This window comes from Allolucifera butyrica (assembly GCF_900476375.1).
In the GTDB taxonomy this organism is placed as follows: Bacteria; Bacillota; Negativicutes; order Sporomusales; family UPPP01; genus Lucifera; species Lucifera butyrica.
Genome location: NZ_UPPP01000134.1, coordinates 103,648 through 119,530, shown reverse-complemented (window position 1 = coordinate 119,530; position 15,883 = coordinate 103,648). Strand labels below are relative to the sequence as shown.

The window sequence follows — 15,883 nt, the reverse complement described above, 5'->3', positions numbered from 1 at the left end:
CCCTTTCATATCCGGAATAGAACTGCTGCAATGTCCAGCCATAGTAAGTTTTTCCGCAGGATTTACCTTCTATGCACAAGAAAAACCTGCGCGGTTTTTCGGTTCAAGGCGCAGGGCTCATGGCGCGGAAAAAACCGCCAGAAAGCGCTTTTCTACTAACATTGATAACATAGAAAAAACAAGGGGCATCCGGTTAATCACCCGCATACCCCTTGTCACGAATCCATTGATTCTATTTTCCTGCCGCCGGACTAGGCCATACTTTTGGCAACCAGGTTGCCAACGACCATTTTCAATACTTCCGATGTGCCTACGCCAATACTCAGCAACCGGGCATCCCGGGCGTAGCGTTCTACCGTATTATGCCTCATATAGCCGTGGCCGCCAAAGATCTGCTGCGCCTTATGGCAAACTTCCGCGGCAACATCCGCCACAAACAGCTTGGCCATGGAAGATTCCAGGGAGTAGTCCTCCCCGCTGTCCCGTTTGCCGGCCGCACCGGCAACCATCAACCGGGCTGCTTCGGTCTTTATATACATGTCGGCAATCATTTCCTGTATCGCATATAATGCACTCAAGGATTTGCCGAAAGCCAACCGCTGGTTGGCGTAGCGCACCGCCGCCTCCAGGGCGGCCTCGGCAATTCCCAGCCCCATTGAAGCCATGCCGAGACGGCCTCCCGTCAAACCGTACATAGCTGCCTTAAATCCTTCATTTTCTTTGCCGACCAGTTGTTCCGCCGTGACCGGACAATCCTGAAACAGCAGACTGGTCGTCACCGAACTGCGACACCCCATTTTTTCCGCCGCCGGACCGATCTGAAATCCAGGGGTCCCCTTTTCGATGATAAACAGGCTAATTCCTTTACCGCCGGCCGCTGGGTCCGTTTTAAAGGCCACAAAATAAAGGTCCGCCAATCCGCCGTTGGTGCAAAAATATTTAGTTCCCCTCAAAAGCCAGCCATCACCGTTCCGGACCGCAATCGCCGTAATGGCGGCGGCATCAGAGCCGGCCTGCGGTTCACTGATAGTATAAGCAGCTATTTTATCCCCCCTGAGCATAGCCGGCAAATATTTCTGTTTTTGCATTTCCGAACCAAATCGCAGCAAAGTATCCACTGCCATCCAATGAACATGGAAGGTCAACGCCACCCCGGCGCTTACTTTGGCAATTTCCCGCATTACCTGCTGGGCCGTAACGGACGAATAGCCGCCGCCGCCCCACTCAACCGGATAGGGCAAACCGAAAAATCCTGCCGCCGCCATTGGCGCAACAAGTTCTGCCGGAAAGCGGCTTTCTTTATCCAACGCTCCGGCTAACGGTTCCAAACAGGCTGCACAAAAATCTCTTGCCTTTTTTACAATGTCCGTATCCCGCTTCTCCCGACAATCCATACTACACCTCCGGGAACCTTATAATTTCATTTCGCCGAAGTTTGCGGCGACGCTAAAATCCGCTTGCGTGCAGGCCTTAATATCGGCCAGAGTAACCCCCGGGGCATGTTCCTTTAGTATCAGTCCCTGAGTGCCCACATCAAATACCGCCTTGTCGGTAATAATCGTCTTTACGCAGCCTTTGCCGGTAAGCGGCAGGGAACAGCGTTTGAGTACTTTGGATTCCCCGTTTCTATCAGTATGCATGAGACAGGCGATGACCGTCTTCGTGCCATAACACAAATCCATGGCGCCGCCGATGCCCGGCCACCATTTCCCGTTGCGTTTTACCGCCCAGTTGGCGATATTGCCCAGTTGATCTACTTCCAGGGCGCCGAGAATGGTTACGTCCAATACGCCTTTGCGCATAGCTCCCAGAGAGGTGGCCAAATCCATAATCGCCGCACCGGCAACCAGAGTAACCGGCTCGGAGCCGGCGTTCGTCATATCGGCTTTCGCATCGGCGGGACGCGGTCTGGGCCCAACGCCAAAAACCCCATTTTCGGCATGAAACATGACGTTTACCCCTACCGGCAAATAATTAGACGCCTGCGTCGGCATGCCAAAACCCAAGTTCACCAACTGACCGTCTTTTAATTCTTGCGCCGCCCGTTTTGCTATAAGAACTCTCGGATCCATACCTTTTCCCCTCCTGATATTATTTTTCCGGCACCAGCTTGCCCGTCTTCAACCAATGCCGGCGATAAATTTCATCATGTTCCGTGAGACTAAGTCCCTTTACCACCGCTTGCACAAAAGGCGCCGCTGTTCCCACCCGTTCCGGCGGAATCGTCCCGACCGGCACAATCTCTTCCACTTCGGCGATGGTATACTCACAGGCCATGGCTACCATAGGATTGCAATTCATGCTGGTGTGACGGTATTCCAGATTGCCAGACTCGTCGGCCCGCCAGGCCTTTACCAGACCGAAAGGAGCGGTCAGGGCCGGCTCGACGAAACATTTCATACCATTTACTTCAATGACCTGCTTAGGTTCCGGCAAATCGGCAAACAATCCCGGCTCATCCAATATGCCCACGCCGACCGGTACAAGAACGCCGCCCAATCCCATAGCACCGGCCCGCACCTTTTCAATCCAGGTACCCATGGGGTAAAACTGCTCTACTTTTAACCGGCCTTTTAAATATTCATCGGTTGATTCCTGGGTAGTTCCGACATGGGACGAAATCAGTTCCTTAACCAGTCCGTTCTTGTACAGCATAGCCCTGCCAAAACCACTCAATCCCGGTTCATTGGTTATTAACGTAATGTCCGAAATAGTATGCTTAATAAGCCATTCGATACAGCAAGTCGGTTCGCCCGCACCAACAAACCCCCCCATCATGATTACCGCGCCGGTTTGGGGAATCACTTCCAGCGCTGCGTCAAGCGATTTAATCTTGTTTCCGAATTTGGACACTGCCTTTCCCTCCTTGTAGTTTTACATTCCCTAACCAATGCTGGTGTATGCACTTTTATAAACAAGCAATAAGTATGCCAATAAGAAAGACCGTTGCGCGGTCTTTCGGCTCGGGACGCAGGGCTCAGGGCGCGGGAAAATCCGTCTGGAAATCATTTTGGACGCCATTCCCGGCAGAGGGATCATCTTGTCATAAGCGGAGGTTAAGTGGTAACGGCGGAGCGTTGATAAAGCGATTCTTCTGCCGTTACCGGCTATTTTGTCACAAGAAAGACCTAATGGGTCTTTAAGTGGAAGGAAAGTATTTTACGAAAAATTATACTTTCCGATCCCATAAAAAAGTCTCCGGTTTAATACCGGAGACAATAAGTGTCCATTTTAGCTACACCTGTAGGCAATCGCTACACTTATATCACTACATTCATGCGCTTTAGTTTTTTATACAGAACGGACCGTTGCATGTTCAGCAAGCGCGCCGCCCCTGCCTTATTCCCGTTGGTTTGTTGAAGCGCCCGGAGGATTAACTCTTTTTCCGTTTCCTCGACTTTTTGACGGAATCGCCCGCCTGCCTCCGGTTCGTTCGCCTCTAAAGGAATATCCGTATCCTGGCGCCACGGGCCGCCGGGAATTTTACTTACGTCAATTATAGCATCCTCGCTCCAGTTGACGGCCTGCTCCAATATGTTCTCCAATTCCCTGACATTCCCCGGCCAGTTATAACCCGTAAGCAGCGCCATAGATTCTTCCGTAACACCCCGGGCGTCGGAACCGATTTTCTCATTAATCCGGCTAATCAGGGTCTGAACCAAAAAAGGTAAATCTTCCAGTCTTTCCCGTAAGGGCGGCAATTTAATTTCCAATACATTCAAACGGTAATACAAGTCTTCCCGGAACTTCTTCTCTTTTACCAATTGCTTCAGATCCGTGTTGGTCGCTGCCATAACCCGGACATCCAGTTTGTTCGGAGCCGTGGCCCCAATTCGCCAAACTTCCCGTTCCTGCAATACCCGCAAAAGTTTAACCTGCATGTATAACGGCATATCGCCAATTTCGTCCAGTAAAACGGTACCGCCGTTAGCCAGTTCAAATTTACCGGGTTTCCCGCCCTTTTTAGCACCTGTAAAAGCACCGTCCACATAGCCGAACAACTCCGATTCCAACAGATTTTCCGGAATTGCGCCACAATTGACACTGATAAACGGTGCCTCCCGCCGGACGGAACGGGTATGAATGGCTTGCGCAATGATCTCTTTACCGGTACCGCTTTCGCCGGTAATCAGGAGGGTCGAACTCGTGCGGGACGCCCGGCGGGCCAGTTTTTTCACATATAGCATCGGTGGCGTTTCCCCGATAATATCCCGGCAGGTACATAACTTCTGCGGGGATTGAACTGTTTTCGCCGTGTGGGATAACTTATGTACAATTTCCTTGGCAATCGTTTGATCGGGAAACAAGGTCTTAACCATAGCCCCGACAATTGTATTGCCTGTTTTTAACGGAAACCGGGCCACTAAAAATTCCTTGCCGTTTAGCCGCAGGGTCTCGCCCCAGATCGAATATCCCTGGCTCACTGTATCCAATAACCGGCAGCCGGGAATTATATCCCATACTTTTTTCCCCACCAGATTTTCCTGACGGGATTGCAGCACCTCGGCAAAAAAACGGTTCAAAAAAATGACCGTTCCCGTTTCATCAATCGCCAGAATTCCCTCAAACGGATTCTCAACAATCCCGTTAAGCCTGGTATCGGCAAAAATCCCGGTCGGTTCCGGACAAACCCCAGTCATGAAGCACCTCTCCCTGTGAGAAAAACCGCTAACGCGGTTTTTCGGTAATTGGTCCTGCATCTGCTACCATTCTTCTCTGCCATGTCGCAAAACATACACTTTGACCGGTTTAATGCCAAAGTGATCCGCCTCTCGGACTGTCGATTTGGCAACATCAATCCGGTTTCCCTTGATTGCTCCGCCGACATCTTCGGCTACGGCATACGCGCCATGCCCGTCAGGATAGCGGATGAAGACACGGGAACCCAGGGGAATTACCCGCGGGTCAACGGCAATCACGCCGGGACGGACCCTAGTACCCATATACGTTTTATTGCCCCACTGATCGTTGTCATGCCTGCCCGGGGCATAGGCAGTTGCCGTAATATTCAGCACTTTTTTAACATCCTCCGGCCTGTGAGCCGGTTCCTGCCGCTGAGACGGTTCCTGCCGGCGCGGCCCAGCTGAAGCGGTACCGGCCGCCGGCGGCTGAGGTGATTTTTCGCTAACGAGATCCGGATTCGGCTGTATCAGCGGACTCGTGGCCGGTGTTTGTCCGGCCGGCGCCTGGGCCGTGGTATTTGCGGCGTCGCCGTTGCCGTTGCCATTACCGTTGACATTGATATAAGGCGAACCGGAGATTCCCGGTACCAGAGCCGCCGATAAAATAGCGGCACCGGCAAGAGCGGCGGCAAGATGTTTATATTTTCTTTTAATTCCTTTATGGCGGCACATATGTTTCATTTCGACGCCTCCCTTGGTCAGATGTCACTTATAGTCTTTGCCAAACTATCCGTGTCATGCTTACCAAATTCTGCATCTACTTTGTCAAATAGTTTTGCCCATTCTCCAATGCCGTATTTGCCAGATCAATGCGTGTATTGGACTCCTGCAGGGCCAGACGGGCGGCATTATAATGCTGCGAATCCTTATCCCCGGTAATCATTTGCTGGCTTTCATGATTCGCAATCCGGCGATAATTAATGACCTGAACGCTCTCCGTTACCGCCAGGCGCACTTCATCCTGAACCGCAACGGACAGAGAATCGACCGCCGGTAAACGGTAAAGCGCATTTTGTAACTCTTCCAGGTCCCGGTCCAGTTCCTGCATACGTTTTCCCGCTGTGACCCGGTCCAGCTCCCCTGTGTCCAGCTTCTCAAACACTTCCTTACTGGCCGTCAGATTGTCCGCCACTTTCCGGCAGTTACCGGTATACGCCGTCTTCCATCCCTGCCATTGGTCCGGATTAGCGGCCGCCATTGCGTAATCCGTATATAAAAACACGACTATTCCCGCAACCAGCATCAACAATGTTCTTTTCATTTTTAGTCTCCTTGTTTCTTCGCTAACCCGGCAATTTTTTTCGCCGGGTGATATCGAAAATTCCACACGCCCCTTGAATTCTCCTCTTATTGTTATATAATGTAAACATTATCTTTTATTTTCGTGTCAAAGGAGTCTTGCTTATGCAGTATCGGTCCAACCTTCTCCTGCTGCTGGCGGCCGCAATCTGGGGATTGGCGTTTGTGGCTCAACGGGTCGGCATGGAGCATGTCGGTCCCTTCACTTTCAACGGGGTCCGGTTCGCCTTAGGCGGTTTTTCGCTAATTCCGCTTCTCCTTTACAGCAACCGGCAGCTTTCTGAAAACAAGGATACCGGACGCAGCTTTTGGAACGGGGCCCAAGCCGGCGTACTGGCGGGTACCGTCTTGTTTATCGCCGCTTCGCTGCAGCAAATCGGCCTGATTTACACAACTGCCGGCAAGGCCGCCTTTATTACCAGCCTGTATATTGTACTCGTCCCTATTGCCGGTATCTTCCTGTTGAACCAGCGTATTTCGGTCTCAACCTGGAGCGGCTGCGCCCTGGCTCTGCTCGGCTTATATTTTTTAAGCGTAAAAGAACAGTTTTCCATTGCTTACGGCGATTTTCTGGAGCTGGCCGGCGCCTTGTTCTGGACGGCACATATCCTGCTCATTGACCGGTTTGCCCGCCGCATGGATGCTTTAAAGCTGGCTTTTTTTCAATTTATTACCTGTTCGTTCCTTAGTCTGGCAACGGCTTTATGGTTTGAAACAATAACGCCCGGCAGTCTTTGGCAAGCCGGACTGCCGATTTTTTACGGCGGTGTCTTTTCGGTGGGCATTGCTTATACCCTGCAGATTATCGGCCAAAAAAATTCCGCTCCCTCGCATGCGGCCATTTTACTCAGCATGGAGACCGTTTTCGCGGCCCTTGGCGGATTTATGCTGCTGGATGAGCGGTTAGGCGCCAAAGAATTGCTGGGCTGCGCATTCATATTTGCGGGAATGCTTCTTTCCCAGTTAAACGGCCTCCGGTCACTCAGACAAAAAACAGCAACAACCTGACTATTAGTCAGGTTGTTTTTTCTTGATATAAATAATAATCACGGATTACCGTCAAGTCGGCAGTAAATTCAAAGATCAGAGGAACTCCCGTCGGTATTTCAAAATCTACAATGTCTTCTTTGCTGATCTGTTTGATATGCTTAGCCAAAGCCCGCAGACTGTTACCATGGGCAACAATAAGCACCTGCTTACCTTGCCGGATCCACGGCGCGACCTGTTCTTGCCAATAAGGCAGGACCCGCATTTCAGTATCTCTTAATGATTCGGCCGCCGGCAGGACGCTGGGCGGAACCTGGGCATAACGCAAGTCCCGTCCGGGAAAACGGGGATCATCGGTTGCCAGCGGCGGCGGCGCTACATCATAACTCCGGCGCCATACCTTTACCTGTTCTTCTCCGTATTTTCGGGCGGTATCCGTTTTATTCAGCCCTTGCAAAGCACCGTAATGGCGCTCATTGAGCTTCCACGATTTATGCTCCGGAATCCAAAGCTGATCCATCTCCCCCAGCACAAGGTGCAGCGTTTTTATCGCTCGCTGTAAATAAGAAGTAAAGGCGAGATCACAATGATAACCGGCCTGTTTCAGAGCAGCGCCTGCCTTCTTTGCTTCCGCCCGGCCCTCCTCGGTAAGATCAACGTCCGTCCAGCCGGTAAATTGGTTGGTTTTATTCCACTCACTCTGTCCGTGCCGGATAAAAACCGCTTTATAACAATTGTCCTTTTTCATGTCGTCCCTCCCATCTCCTCACCCCTTAGCGGTCTGAATATCAAATCATTTCGACAAATAAATTTATATACCTGTCATTATTTACAAATTATAATTTTCCCAAATACTTTCTGATCCCATGAAAAGAATGAATTTATTTGTCGCATTATGCAGGAAAACGGTAACAATATCAGAATATAAGTGACAAGTCCCTTTATAAGACCGCCGGGATGGTCTTTGGTAGGAAACCCGGTGTCTTTAAGCTTTGGAAAGTAGGTTGCTAGAAAACCGGTCCCCGGTTACTAACACTAAATAGAGGACGGTGTAAATCATGGCGAAAGAAAAAGACGGAATTTTGCTGGAAACAGGCACCAATGAATTTGAAATTGTTGAATTCATCGTAGGCGCAGTTCATTATGGCATTAATGTGGCTAAAGTAAGAGAAATTATCAAGCCAATCCCCATTACCAAACTGCCTGGGTTGCCGGCGCATGTGGAAGGAGTCATTGAACTGCGCGGCCGGGTTATCCCGCTGGTCAATTTAGGCAGCCGCCTGTCGGCTGCTGCTTTTGATGAAAAGGAAAAATACATCATTGTTTGTGAGTTTAATCAAACATATATTAGTTTCCTGGTTAACACGGTTTTACGCATCCACCGTATTTCCTGGGAGCGCATGGAATCCGTGCCGTCGGCGGCCGCTACGGAAATTGCCACCGGTCTGATTAAAATGGATGATAAATTGATTGTGCTGCTGGACTTTGAACAGCTGCTCGCAGAAATCAACCCGGAAATTTCCCAAAAACTGAACTTCACGCAAAAATCCAGTGAAACGGCAGCCCAAAAGCGCGCAACAAAGAATATTGTTGTCGCCGAGGATTCAAAGATGCTGCGGGATTTGCTGTCCCATACGCTGCGTAATTCCGGCTATACGAATCTTACAGTGCATGAAAATGGCAAAACGGCTTGGGATGCACTGGAAAACTATGCCCGGCAGCCCGGCCCGGTTGAACAATATGTGAACCTTGTCATTACAGATATTGAGATGCCCCAAATGGACGGCCATCATTTATTAAAACGGATCAAAGAACATGAAAAACTCCAGGTTCTGCCGGTTTTTATCTTCTCTTCCTTAATCAACGAAGAAATGCGCCGCAAAGGCGAAGGCCTCGGTGCCGCCGTGCAAGTAACAAAACCGGAAATTGCTCTGTTAATTGATGAAATTGACAAATACATTTTATAATTCACAGTATCATTCCTTGATTCCGCCGGCTTATGCCAACGGAATCATTTTTTATATCTGGAATCGTCAAACCGTAATCTTCCGCCCGGCAATATACCGTTCCGCAATATCGGCGGCATTGCCCGTATAAATAAACTGCTGCAGTCTTTCTAACAGGGAGCGGCCCCGGGCATGCTCCGCCCGGTCGTCAACGATCAAGGCATCGAACGAATAACCGGGTTCAAAACTACCCACGGCGCCAAAAAAGCGGCCGCCTCCTTTGGTTGCCATATAGAACGCCTCACTAAGCGTCAGCGGTTTGCATTCCGGCTGCATGACATAATATAACTTAGATAGCTGAATCGCGCTTACTATGGTTGCCGGCATAAATAAAGACTGCCCTGCGCCGATATCGGTGCCGAGTCCCACCGGAACTCCCGCCGCCAGCATCTTACGGACAGGCATGATGCCGCTGGCCAGGTTTAAATTGGAATCGGGACAGTGCACAGCCATGACCTGAGCCATTTTCATATGTTGAACCGCCTCTGCCGTTAAATAGATGCAATGAGCCATTACGGTAGGCGTCTGCCCGAACAACTGAAACGAATCATAGACCTTATGATACTCTGCCTGGGCCGGAAATAATTCAGCCACCCATCTGACCTCAGCCTGATTTTCCGACAAATGCGACTGCACCGGTAAATTATATCTGACTGCCAGCGCGCCCAGTCCGCGCAAAAGTTTTTCCGTGCTCGTCGGGGCAAACCGCGGCGTAATAACCGGTTTTACCAGGGGATGGTCCTGCCAGCGCCGGATGATTTCCTCCGTGTCCCGCAGCGACTGTTCCGTCTCTTCCCTCAAATCATCGGGGCAGTTCCGGTCCATATTGACTTTACCTACATAAGCGCCGATTCCCTTCCGGGCCAGAATATTAAATAACAATTCACTGCTCTCTTTATGGATTGTGGCAAAAACTACTACCCGGGTAGTGCCCTGCCTGACAATTTCCGCCGCAAAAGCCTGATAAGCCGCCGCCGCATAATCCCTAGCGGCAAAACGGGCTTCTTCTTTAAAAGTGTATTCATTCAGCCACTCCAACAGCTGCAGGTCCAACCCCAGCCCGCGCTGATTAAACTGGGAAGCATGCGTGTGCAAATCGACAAAACCGGGGATGATCAGCCGGTCCCCATAATCTTCAACCCTGCAGGCCGCATATTCCGCCGGCAAAGACCGGCAAATCTCCCGCACAACACCCCTCTCCACAATCAGGTAGCTTTCCTGATGCAGAGTAAACCCTTCCGGACCGGGAGTAAAAACAATATTTCCTTTCACAGCAAAGACATCCTTGTTCATAAAGCACTCTCCCCATTTCGGTAAAATATCTGCCGGACAAATCAATCTTAGCCGGGACAACAGATAACTTTGAATTCATTCGCCATAAGGAAGAAAATTCCTATCCTACCAGACAAATTCCATTCTGTCCCAATTAGTTTGAGCCAATCATCGCTGCGCTATAATAGTTTTCCTGCTTGGGGGATACAATAAGAAAAACCGCCAATGCGGTTTTTCGGCTCATGGCACAGAGCTCAAAGCGGTTTTTCGCCCATAGAACCGGGCAGGCTCAGGAACAAACCGGTACAGGAGGATTGGCAATGGAACAGACCGAATTGACAGCCGCAGAATCAGGCAGTCTTTGGAACAACTATCTCAACACTAATATAGCGGTATGCATGATGCACCATTTCTTACTACATATTGATGACGTTGAAATACGCTCCGTCGTCGAAGCCGCTTACCAGCTCGGCGAAAATCTTGTCACCGCCGTCGGCAAGCTGCTTACCGCCGACAAGATTCCTCTTCCCACGGGGTATTCCGTGCACCAGGACGTCAATACCCGCGCACCGCGCCTTTATCTGGATTCCTTTTATCTCGCCTATATCAAAAATATGACCCGGATCGGCTTATCTGGATATAGTTCAGCCTTTGCCGCCGCCAGCCGTTCCAACGTGCGCAATTTTTATCATGACTGCATCAAAGCGTCCGCTCTTTTGGATGAAAAAATAACAGCCGTCCAGTTAGCCAAAGGGCTTACAGTCTGTACACCCCATTTGCCAACCGCCCGGATCGGCGAGACCGTCCAAAGCATGGATTTCCTGGGCAGTCTGTTCGGTAAACAGCGCCCCCTGCTGGCCACAGAAATCGACACTTTGTTTTTAAATTTTCAGACCAACAGTGTGGGCAAAGCCTTACTCATGGGTTTCAGCCAGACTGCAGCAACCGACGGCGTGCGGTCCTTAGCCGTCCGGGGTACGGAAATCGCGCATAAGCATATTCAGCTTTTTGCCAAACTGCTCACGTCGGAAGACCTGCCCGCTCCGTTACGCCAGGAGGCTGCGGTCACCGATAATACCATTCCCCCTTATTCCGACCGGCTGATGCTGCATCATCTCCTGCTGCTGATAGCCTACGGCCTGGGAAATTACGGCCTGGCCCTGGCGTTCAGCATGCGGGCCGACCTTGTCACGCTATATACCCGTCTTGGCCTGGAAGTCAGTCAGTATTTGGAAGACGGTATGTACCGGTTTATTAAAAATAACTGGCTGGAATGGCCTCCCCATGCCATTGACCACAAAGCTCTGGCGGAGCATGAGATCCGGCTGTGACTTCGGGGTCAAGAAAAAGGCCGGCAAAATATTGCCGGCCATAGAGGTGGTGGGTATTTAAATTGGATTAATTGATAATGTAGTCCGGGGAAAACTCCAGGCTGTAAAACCATTCAGCATACAGTTCCTCGGGGAAGTCATCGTTTGCGCCAAACAATCCGGGGTTGGAATCGTTAAGAAAACGTTCATTCATCTTGACAGCCCCCTTTGTCACAAAGATTTGAAAATGCAAAAAACCTACGCAGTTTAAATGCGTAGGCCCCATTGCCAACAACTTTATATAAATAATATAACAACTAAAAAGCCCTTTGTCAATATACAGTCACTTATTTTTTTCCCTGAACCAGTCCATAACAAAAGCAGTCCAGGCCCAGTTAATATCCTGCGATGGCTGGCAGTGCACCACTTTGACGTTCTATCAAACGAAAAACCATCTTGCCTAAGCCAATCTCTACCGCCGCTCTGCCGGTGGAGATTGGCTTAAAGTTTCATTTTATGGACCCTCATCATTAATGTCAAGCCGGTTTAACAACGAATCACGTCAACGCCCATGTAGGGCCGCAATACTTCCGGCACAATAACAGAGCCGTCCGCTTGCTGGTAGTTTTCTAAAATAGCGGCTACCGTCCGTCCGATCGCCACCCCGGAACCATTCAGGGTATGCACGAACTCCGGTTTTGCTTTCGGCTCACGCCGGAACTTAATATCAGCGCGGCGGGCCTGGAAATCTTCAAAATTGGAACAGGAAGAAATTTCGCGATATTTATTAAAACTGGGCAGCCATACTTCCAGGTCATAGGTCTTAGCCGAAGAAAATCCCATGTCGCCGCTGCACAGCAGTACGACCCGGTACGGCAGTCCCAGCAGTTGCAGGACCCGTTCCGCATTGTTCGTTAGTTTTTCCAATTCATTATAGGACTCTTCCGGTAAAGAGAATTTTACCAATTCCACCTTGTTAAACTGGTGCTGCCGGATCAATCCCCGGGTATCCCGGCCGGCCGCCCCCGCTTCCGCACGAAAACAGGCGCTGTACGCCGTGTAATAAAGCGGCAGGTCCTTAGCATCCAAAATCTCCTGCCGATGCAGATTAGTCACCGGTACTTCCGCGGTAGGAATCAAATAATAATCCAGTCCTTCCAGCTTGAACATATCCTGGGCAAATTTGGGCAGTTGGCCCGTACCGGTCATACTGTCCTTATTGGCAATAAACGGCGGAAAAAATTCGGTATAACCATGCTGCCCCGTATGCAAATCCAGCATGAAGTTAATCAACGACCGTTCCAAACGGGCTCCCAGGCCCCGGTAAAAGGTAAAGCGGGCACCGGTTACCTTGCCCCCCCGTTCAAAATCCAATATGCCCAGCTTTTCGCCGATATCCCAGTGAGGCAGCGGTTCTTTGTCAAAAGAGCGCGGCGTTCCCCAACGCCGTACTTCCAGATTGTCATTTTCATCCTTACCTACGGGTACGGATGCGTGCGGCACGTTGGGAATGGTCATAATGATGCCGTTTAAAGCGCTTTCCACTTCTTTCACCCGGGTATCCAGCACACTGATGCGGTCGCCGACTCCCCGCATTTCTGCAACCAAATCGTCCGCATTCTGACCGGCTCTTTTCATTTTACTGATTTCCTGCGAAACGGAATTTCGCCGGCTCTTCAGGGTTTCCGTTTCCGCCAATAACTCCCGCCGCTCCTTTTCCAGCGCCATAAATTCATCCAGACTCATGGCGGCGCCCCGGTTCGTCAGCGCCTCCTGGACCTTATCCGGATTACTGCGCACAAACTTCATATCCAGCATATTCCCAGCCCCCTATTAAACTGTTAGCCTATTTACAATCTATATTTTTAACCACAAAAGACACAATAAAAACTCTCAGCCCCGGCAACATCCGGAGGAGAGCAAGCGCTATCCAGGGTGTACTACTATTCTATATTAGAATATTATATATTATTCACCAAAAATTGTAAAGTTGATAAGGCGATTCTTCTGCCGTTAACGGCTATCCTTTAGAACGGTTGGCGCTCTTTAAAAACGCCAACACCGTTTGTCTGCATCCCTGGTTAGAAGCAGACAAGCGGTGTTGGTTTATTTTCTGTATTCCGGTTAAAATCCGGCTTCACCGGCGATGACAACGACAGCGATCCGGTTTTTAAAACGCATCCCATTATGGATAATACCTGTATAGTTGCACATACTGGCCGGCAAATTGCAATTTTCACACTTTCCAGTCAGAGTACAAGGTGTCCGGTGACCATTCCGTTTCGCATTCAATGGCGCTATCTTCTTAATTCGCCGAAAAGCCGCTTCCATATCCTCTACCATTTTGTTTACGCCGGCGACGATGATTACTTTCTCCGGGCCGAAAATCATAGCCGCCACCCGGTTTCCTGAACAATCGGTACATACAATCTCCCCCTTACTGGTGATTGCATTGGCGCCGGTTAAAAAATAATCCGCCGCTAACGCCTCTTTATAATACTTTATATGCTGCGCCGGGGTACAGTCCCGATACCGGTCAATTAACCGGTATTTTCCCGTTCGCAAATGAGACAGGATATCCATTTGCTCCAGAGTAACAGAACCGCCAAGTCCTATGGACACGTTCTCCGGGATCAGTTCCAGCACCTGATCCCGGGCCGCCGCCAGATTTGCGGCGTAGTACGTGTCAAACCCTTTATGGGACAAGACTTCCATCATCCTGGCTGCTATTTCATCATACCGTTCTTTTTTTTCACTGTTCACGCTAACACCTTCATAATTCACTGGCCCTAAAATTTTTCGTTTTTTTAAATTTAAGCCAATTTTGATAGCCAACCGGATTGTTGCCCCATAGATTTTCATAATCCCAGCCTGTCAGACTTTCCACGATACTACGTGTTTTCCCATCGACGGCCTGTTTCGAACCACCGCTTTTGAGACGGGCAATTTCACTTTTTAATATGGCATGAGTCTCATCGGTGATTTTAAATTGAAAAGAGGAAACGATGCCCAGCAGCAGGAACAAAAGGGGAACGATTACCAATACCGCCACAATCGCTGTTAAGGCTTCCGGCGGCTGCCGTGTCACCCCCGATGTAAAATGAAATTCCTGTAATATTACGCCGACTAAAAAAATGGCCAGGGCTTGCGACGCTTTCCGCAAAAAACTCATAAACCCGGCAAAAACTCCTTCTCTTCTGGTGCCGGATATGATTTCATCCACGTCGGGAACAAAGGTATAATTATTCCAGGGAATAAAATTAATTCCACCCCTGCCCAGTCCGGCCACCGCAGAAACAGCGTATAATGCCAGCATACTTCCCATACCGGCTCCATAGATCAGCCAGTAGCCGAAAATACTGACCATAAACAATAACGTCACAACCCGGAACGAAGTCCCCGGACTGAGTTTGATTGTTACATAGGCAGCGATACCGACCCCTAAAATCTGAAACAGATACATGGCCGAAATCAAATTCGAGGCGGCCACCGCATTCTGGAAAAGAGCAAAAACAACAAAATAGGTAAACACGGCATTAAACGTGTCCTGAGCCAGATAGCCCCCGAGATACATGCCCAGATGCGCCCGGAACGTCCGGATCCGGAGGGTTGTAATTAAATCAATATAGATCTTTTGCACATTTTGCCAAAAACTTAATTTACCTTTCGGCAGCTTCGCCTCCGCCGCTTCCACTTCCGCCAGGGACCGTTCCCAGGTAAATAAGTAGACAAGCGCCAATACCACCATGAATATTGCCGTAAAAATAGCACCGGCATACAAAAAGGAAGCTGACGATTCCTTACCCAGGGCGTTGATAAACCGTCCCGGCAGATAAGCGGCCACAAAGGCGGAAAACTGAGCACAATACATTCTGGCGCTGGTAAGCTTGGCCCGGATCGTAAAGTCCGATGTCATTTCCGCCGCCAGGGTGTCGTAAGGAATCAAAACCATGGTATAGACAATTTCAAAGCCAATATAGGTCAGGAGATAATACAAATAAGAAAAACCGCTCACCCAAATGAACGAATAGACGACAACCAAGGGAATGCCCAGCAGCAGAAAGAATTTTCTCCGGCCGAACCGGCGGCCTAAAGAAGTCTTATGAAAATTGTCGGTAATAAAGCCCATAGTCGGACTGGCTACCGCATCCACGACCCGGGCCAGCGCAAAAATGGAACTGGCTGCAATCAGCGACAAGCCGCAAAAGGTAGTATAAAAATACAACAACCACGCGCTCGTTAACGCAAACGCCCCGGCGCCGATAAAATCGTTTATGCCATAGGAAAAGTAATTTATAAATTTCAATTCCCTATTTCTCACGCTCAT

At 49.8% G+C, this 15,883-nt stretch carries 15 protein-coding genes; 3 read left to right on the top strand and 12 right to left on the bottom strand.

Annotated elements, in window-relative coordinates:
• Positions 1-251 precede the first annotated feature (251 nt).
• The 6 genes from LUCIF_RS25620 to LUCIF_RS25595 form a co-directional block, all read right to left on the bottom strand.
• The gene (locus LUCIF_RS25620) at positions 252-1,394 is read right to left on the bottom strand and encodes an acyl-CoA dehydrogenase family protein (protein ID WP_122630728.1); all 1,143 of its coding nucleotides are present in this window, start codon (positions 1,392-1,394) and stop codon (positions 252-254) included.
• A gap of 18 nt (positions 1,395-1,412) precedes the next feature.
• Positions 1,413-2,072 carry a 3-oxoacid CoA-transferase subunit B gene (locus tag LUCIF_RS25615; protein ID WP_122630727.1) on the bottom strand — a complete coding sequence of 220 codons (660 nt, stop codon included), beginning with the start codon at positions 2,070-2,072 and terminating at the stop codon, positions 1,413-1,415.
• A 19-nt stretch (positions 2,073-2,091) separates the two neighbouring features.
• Positions 2,092-2,853 (bottom strand): CoA transferase subunit A, encoded by a 762-nt coding sequence (locus tag LUCIF_RS25610; protein ID WP_122630726.1) that lies wholly within the window; start codon positions 2,851-2,853, stop codon positions 2,092-2,094.
• A 407-nt stretch (positions 2,854-3,260) separates the two neighbouring features.
• Positions 3,261-4,640: a sigma-54 interaction domain-containing protein gene (locus tag LUCIF_RS25605; protein ID WP_165866174.1), complete on the bottom strand. Its 1,380-nt coding sequence runs from the start codon at positions 4,638-4,640 to the stop codon at positions 3,261-3,263.
• Positions 4,641-4,703: 63 nt separating this feature from the next.
• Positions 4,704-5,363, bottom strand: coding sequence for a 3D domain-containing protein (locus LUCIF_RS27130; RefSeq protein ID WP_122630724.1), 660 nt, complete (start codon positions 5,361-5,363; stop codon positions 4,704-4,706).
• 76 nt (positions 5,364-5,439) lie between these two features.
• Positions 5,440-5,943: a hypothetical protein gene (locus LUCIF_RS25595; RefSeq protein ID WP_122630723.1), complete on the bottom strand. Its 504-nt coding sequence runs from the start codon at positions 5,941-5,943 to the stop codon at positions 5,440-5,442.
• 143 nt (positions 5,944-6,086) lie between these two features.
• On the opposite strand from LUCIF_RS25595, the gene LUCIF_RS25590 reads away from it, so the two are divergent.
• Positions 6,087-6,989 (top strand): DMT family transporter, encoded by a 903-nt coding sequence (locus LUCIF_RS25590; RefSeq protein WP_122630722.1) that lies wholly within the window; start codon positions 6,087-6,089, stop codon positions 6,987-6,989.
• Positions 6,990-6,996: 7 nt separating this feature from the next.
• On the opposite strand, the gene gpmA is transcribed toward LUCIF_RS25590, so the two are convergent.
• Positions 6,997-7,716: a 2,3-diphosphoglycerate-dependent phosphoglycerate mutase gene (gene gpmA, locus LUCIF_RS25585; protein WP_122630721.1), complete on the bottom strand. Its 720-nt coding sequence runs from the start codon at positions 7,714-7,716 to the stop codon at positions 6,997-6,999.
• Positions 7,717-8,026: 310 nt separating this feature from the next.
• Here gpmA and LUCIF_RS25580 point away from each other — a divergent pair, with 310 nt between their 5' ends.
• The gene (locus LUCIF_RS25580) at positions 8,027-8,935 is read left to right on the top strand and encodes a chemotaxis protein (protein ID WP_122630720.1); all 909 of its coding nucleotides are present in this window, start codon (positions 8,027-8,029) and stop codon (positions 8,933-8,935) included.
• A gap of 66 nt (positions 8,936-9,001) precedes the next feature.
• On the opposite strand, the gene guaD is transcribed toward LUCIF_RS25580, so the two are convergent.
• Complete coding sequence (gene guaD, locus LUCIF_RS25575; RefSeq protein ID WP_122630719.1) at positions 9,002-10,267, bottom strand: guanine deaminase; 1,266 nt, start codon at positions 10,265-10,267, stop codon at positions 9,002-9,004.
• Positions 10,268-10,566: 299 nt separating this feature from the next.
• On the opposite strand from guaD, the gene LUCIF_RS25570 reads away from it, so the two are divergent.
• A complete protein-coding gene (locus LUCIF_RS25570; RefSeq protein ID WP_165866173.1) occupies positions 10,567-11,577 on the top strand; it encodes a DUF3231 family protein in 1,011 nt (336 codons plus the stop codon).
• A gap of 67 nt (positions 11,578-11,644) precedes the next feature.
• Here LUCIF_RS25570 and LUCIF_RS27125 read toward each other — a convergent pair whose 3' ends face one another.
• The 4 genes from LUCIF_RS27125 to LUCIF_RS25555 all read right to left on the bottom strand — a co-directional run bounded on the left by LUCIF_RS27125 (position 11,645) and on the right by LUCIF_RS25555 (position 15,883).
• Entirely contained in the window at positions 11,645-11,770 is a 126-nt protein-coding gene (locus LUCIF_RS27125; protein ID WP_279386993.1) for a hypothetical protein, read from the bottom strand.
• A 332-nt stretch (positions 11,771-12,102) separates the two neighbouring features.
• Positions 12,103-13,374 (bottom strand): serine--tRNA ligase, encoded by a 1,272-nt coding sequence (gene serS, locus LUCIF_RS25565; protein ID WP_122630717.1) that lies wholly within the window; start codon positions 13,372-13,374, stop codon positions 12,103-12,105.
• A 306-nt stretch (positions 13,375-13,680) separates the two neighbouring features.
• Entirely contained in the window at positions 13,681-14,319 is a 639-nt protein-coding gene (locus LUCIF_RS25560) for a lactate utilization protein (RefSeq protein WP_207858501.1), read from the bottom strand.
• 10 nt (positions 14,320-14,329) lie between these two features.
• On the bottom strand, positions 14,330-15,883 hold the full coding sequence (locus LUCIF_RS25555) for an MFS transporter (RefSeq protein WP_122630715.1): 1,554 nt from the start codon (positions 15,881-15,883) through the stop codon (positions 14,330-14,332).

Bases quoted from the DNA above. Each gene is read 5' to 3' on its own strand.
- LUCIF_RS25620 (WP_122630728.1), bottom strand. From the start codon at position 1,394: ATGGATTGTCGGGAGAAGCGGGATACGGACATTGTAAAAAAGGCAAGA.
- LUCIF_RS25615 (WP_122630727.1), bottom strand. From the start codon at position 2,072: ATGGATCCGAGAGTTCTTATAGCAAAACGGGCGGCGCAAGAATTAAAA.
- LUCIF_RS25605 (WP_165866174.1), bottom strand. From the start codon at position 4,640: ATGACTGGGGTTTGTCCGGAACCGACCGGGATTTTTGCCGATACCAGG.
- LUCIF_RS27130 (WP_122630724.1), bottom strand. From the start codon at position 5,363: ATGAAACATATGTGCCGCCATAAAGGAATTAAAAGAAAATATAAACAT.
- LUCIF_RS25595 (WP_122630723.1), bottom strand. From the start codon at position 5,943: ATGAAAAGAACATTGTTGATGCTGGTTGCGGGAATAGTCGTGTTTTTA.
- LUCIF_RS25590 (WP_122630722.1), top strand. From the start codon at position 6,087: ATGCAGTATCGGTCCAACCTTCTCCTGCTGCTGGCGGCCGCAATCTGG.
- gpmA (WP_122630721.1), bottom strand. From the start codon at position 7,716: ATGAAAAAGGACAATTGTTATAAAGCGGTTTTTATCCGGCACGGACAG.
- LUCIF_RS25580 (WP_122630720.1), top strand. From the start codon at position 8,027: ATGGCGAAAGAAAAAGACGGAATTTTGCTGGAAACAGGCACCAATGAA.
- guaD (WP_122630719.1), bottom strand. From the start codon at position 10,267: ATGAACAAGGATGTCTTTGCTGTGAAAGGAAATATTGTTTTTACTCCC.
- LUCIF_RS25570 (WP_165866173.1), top strand. From the start codon at position 10,567: ATGGAACAGACCGAATTGACAGCCGCAGAATCAGGCAGTCTTTGGAAC.
- LUCIF_RS27125 (WP_279386993.1), bottom strand. From the start codon at position 11,770: ATGAATGAACGTTTTCTTAACGATTCCAACCCCGGATTGTTTGGCGCA.
- serS (WP_122630717.1), bottom strand. From the start codon at position 13,374: ATGCTGGATATGAAGTTTGTGCGCAGTAATCCGGATAAGGTCCAGGAG.
- LUCIF_RS25555 (WP_122630715.1), bottom strand. From the start codon at position 15,883: ATGAGCGTGAGAAATAGGGAATTGAAATTTATAAATTACTTTTCCTAT.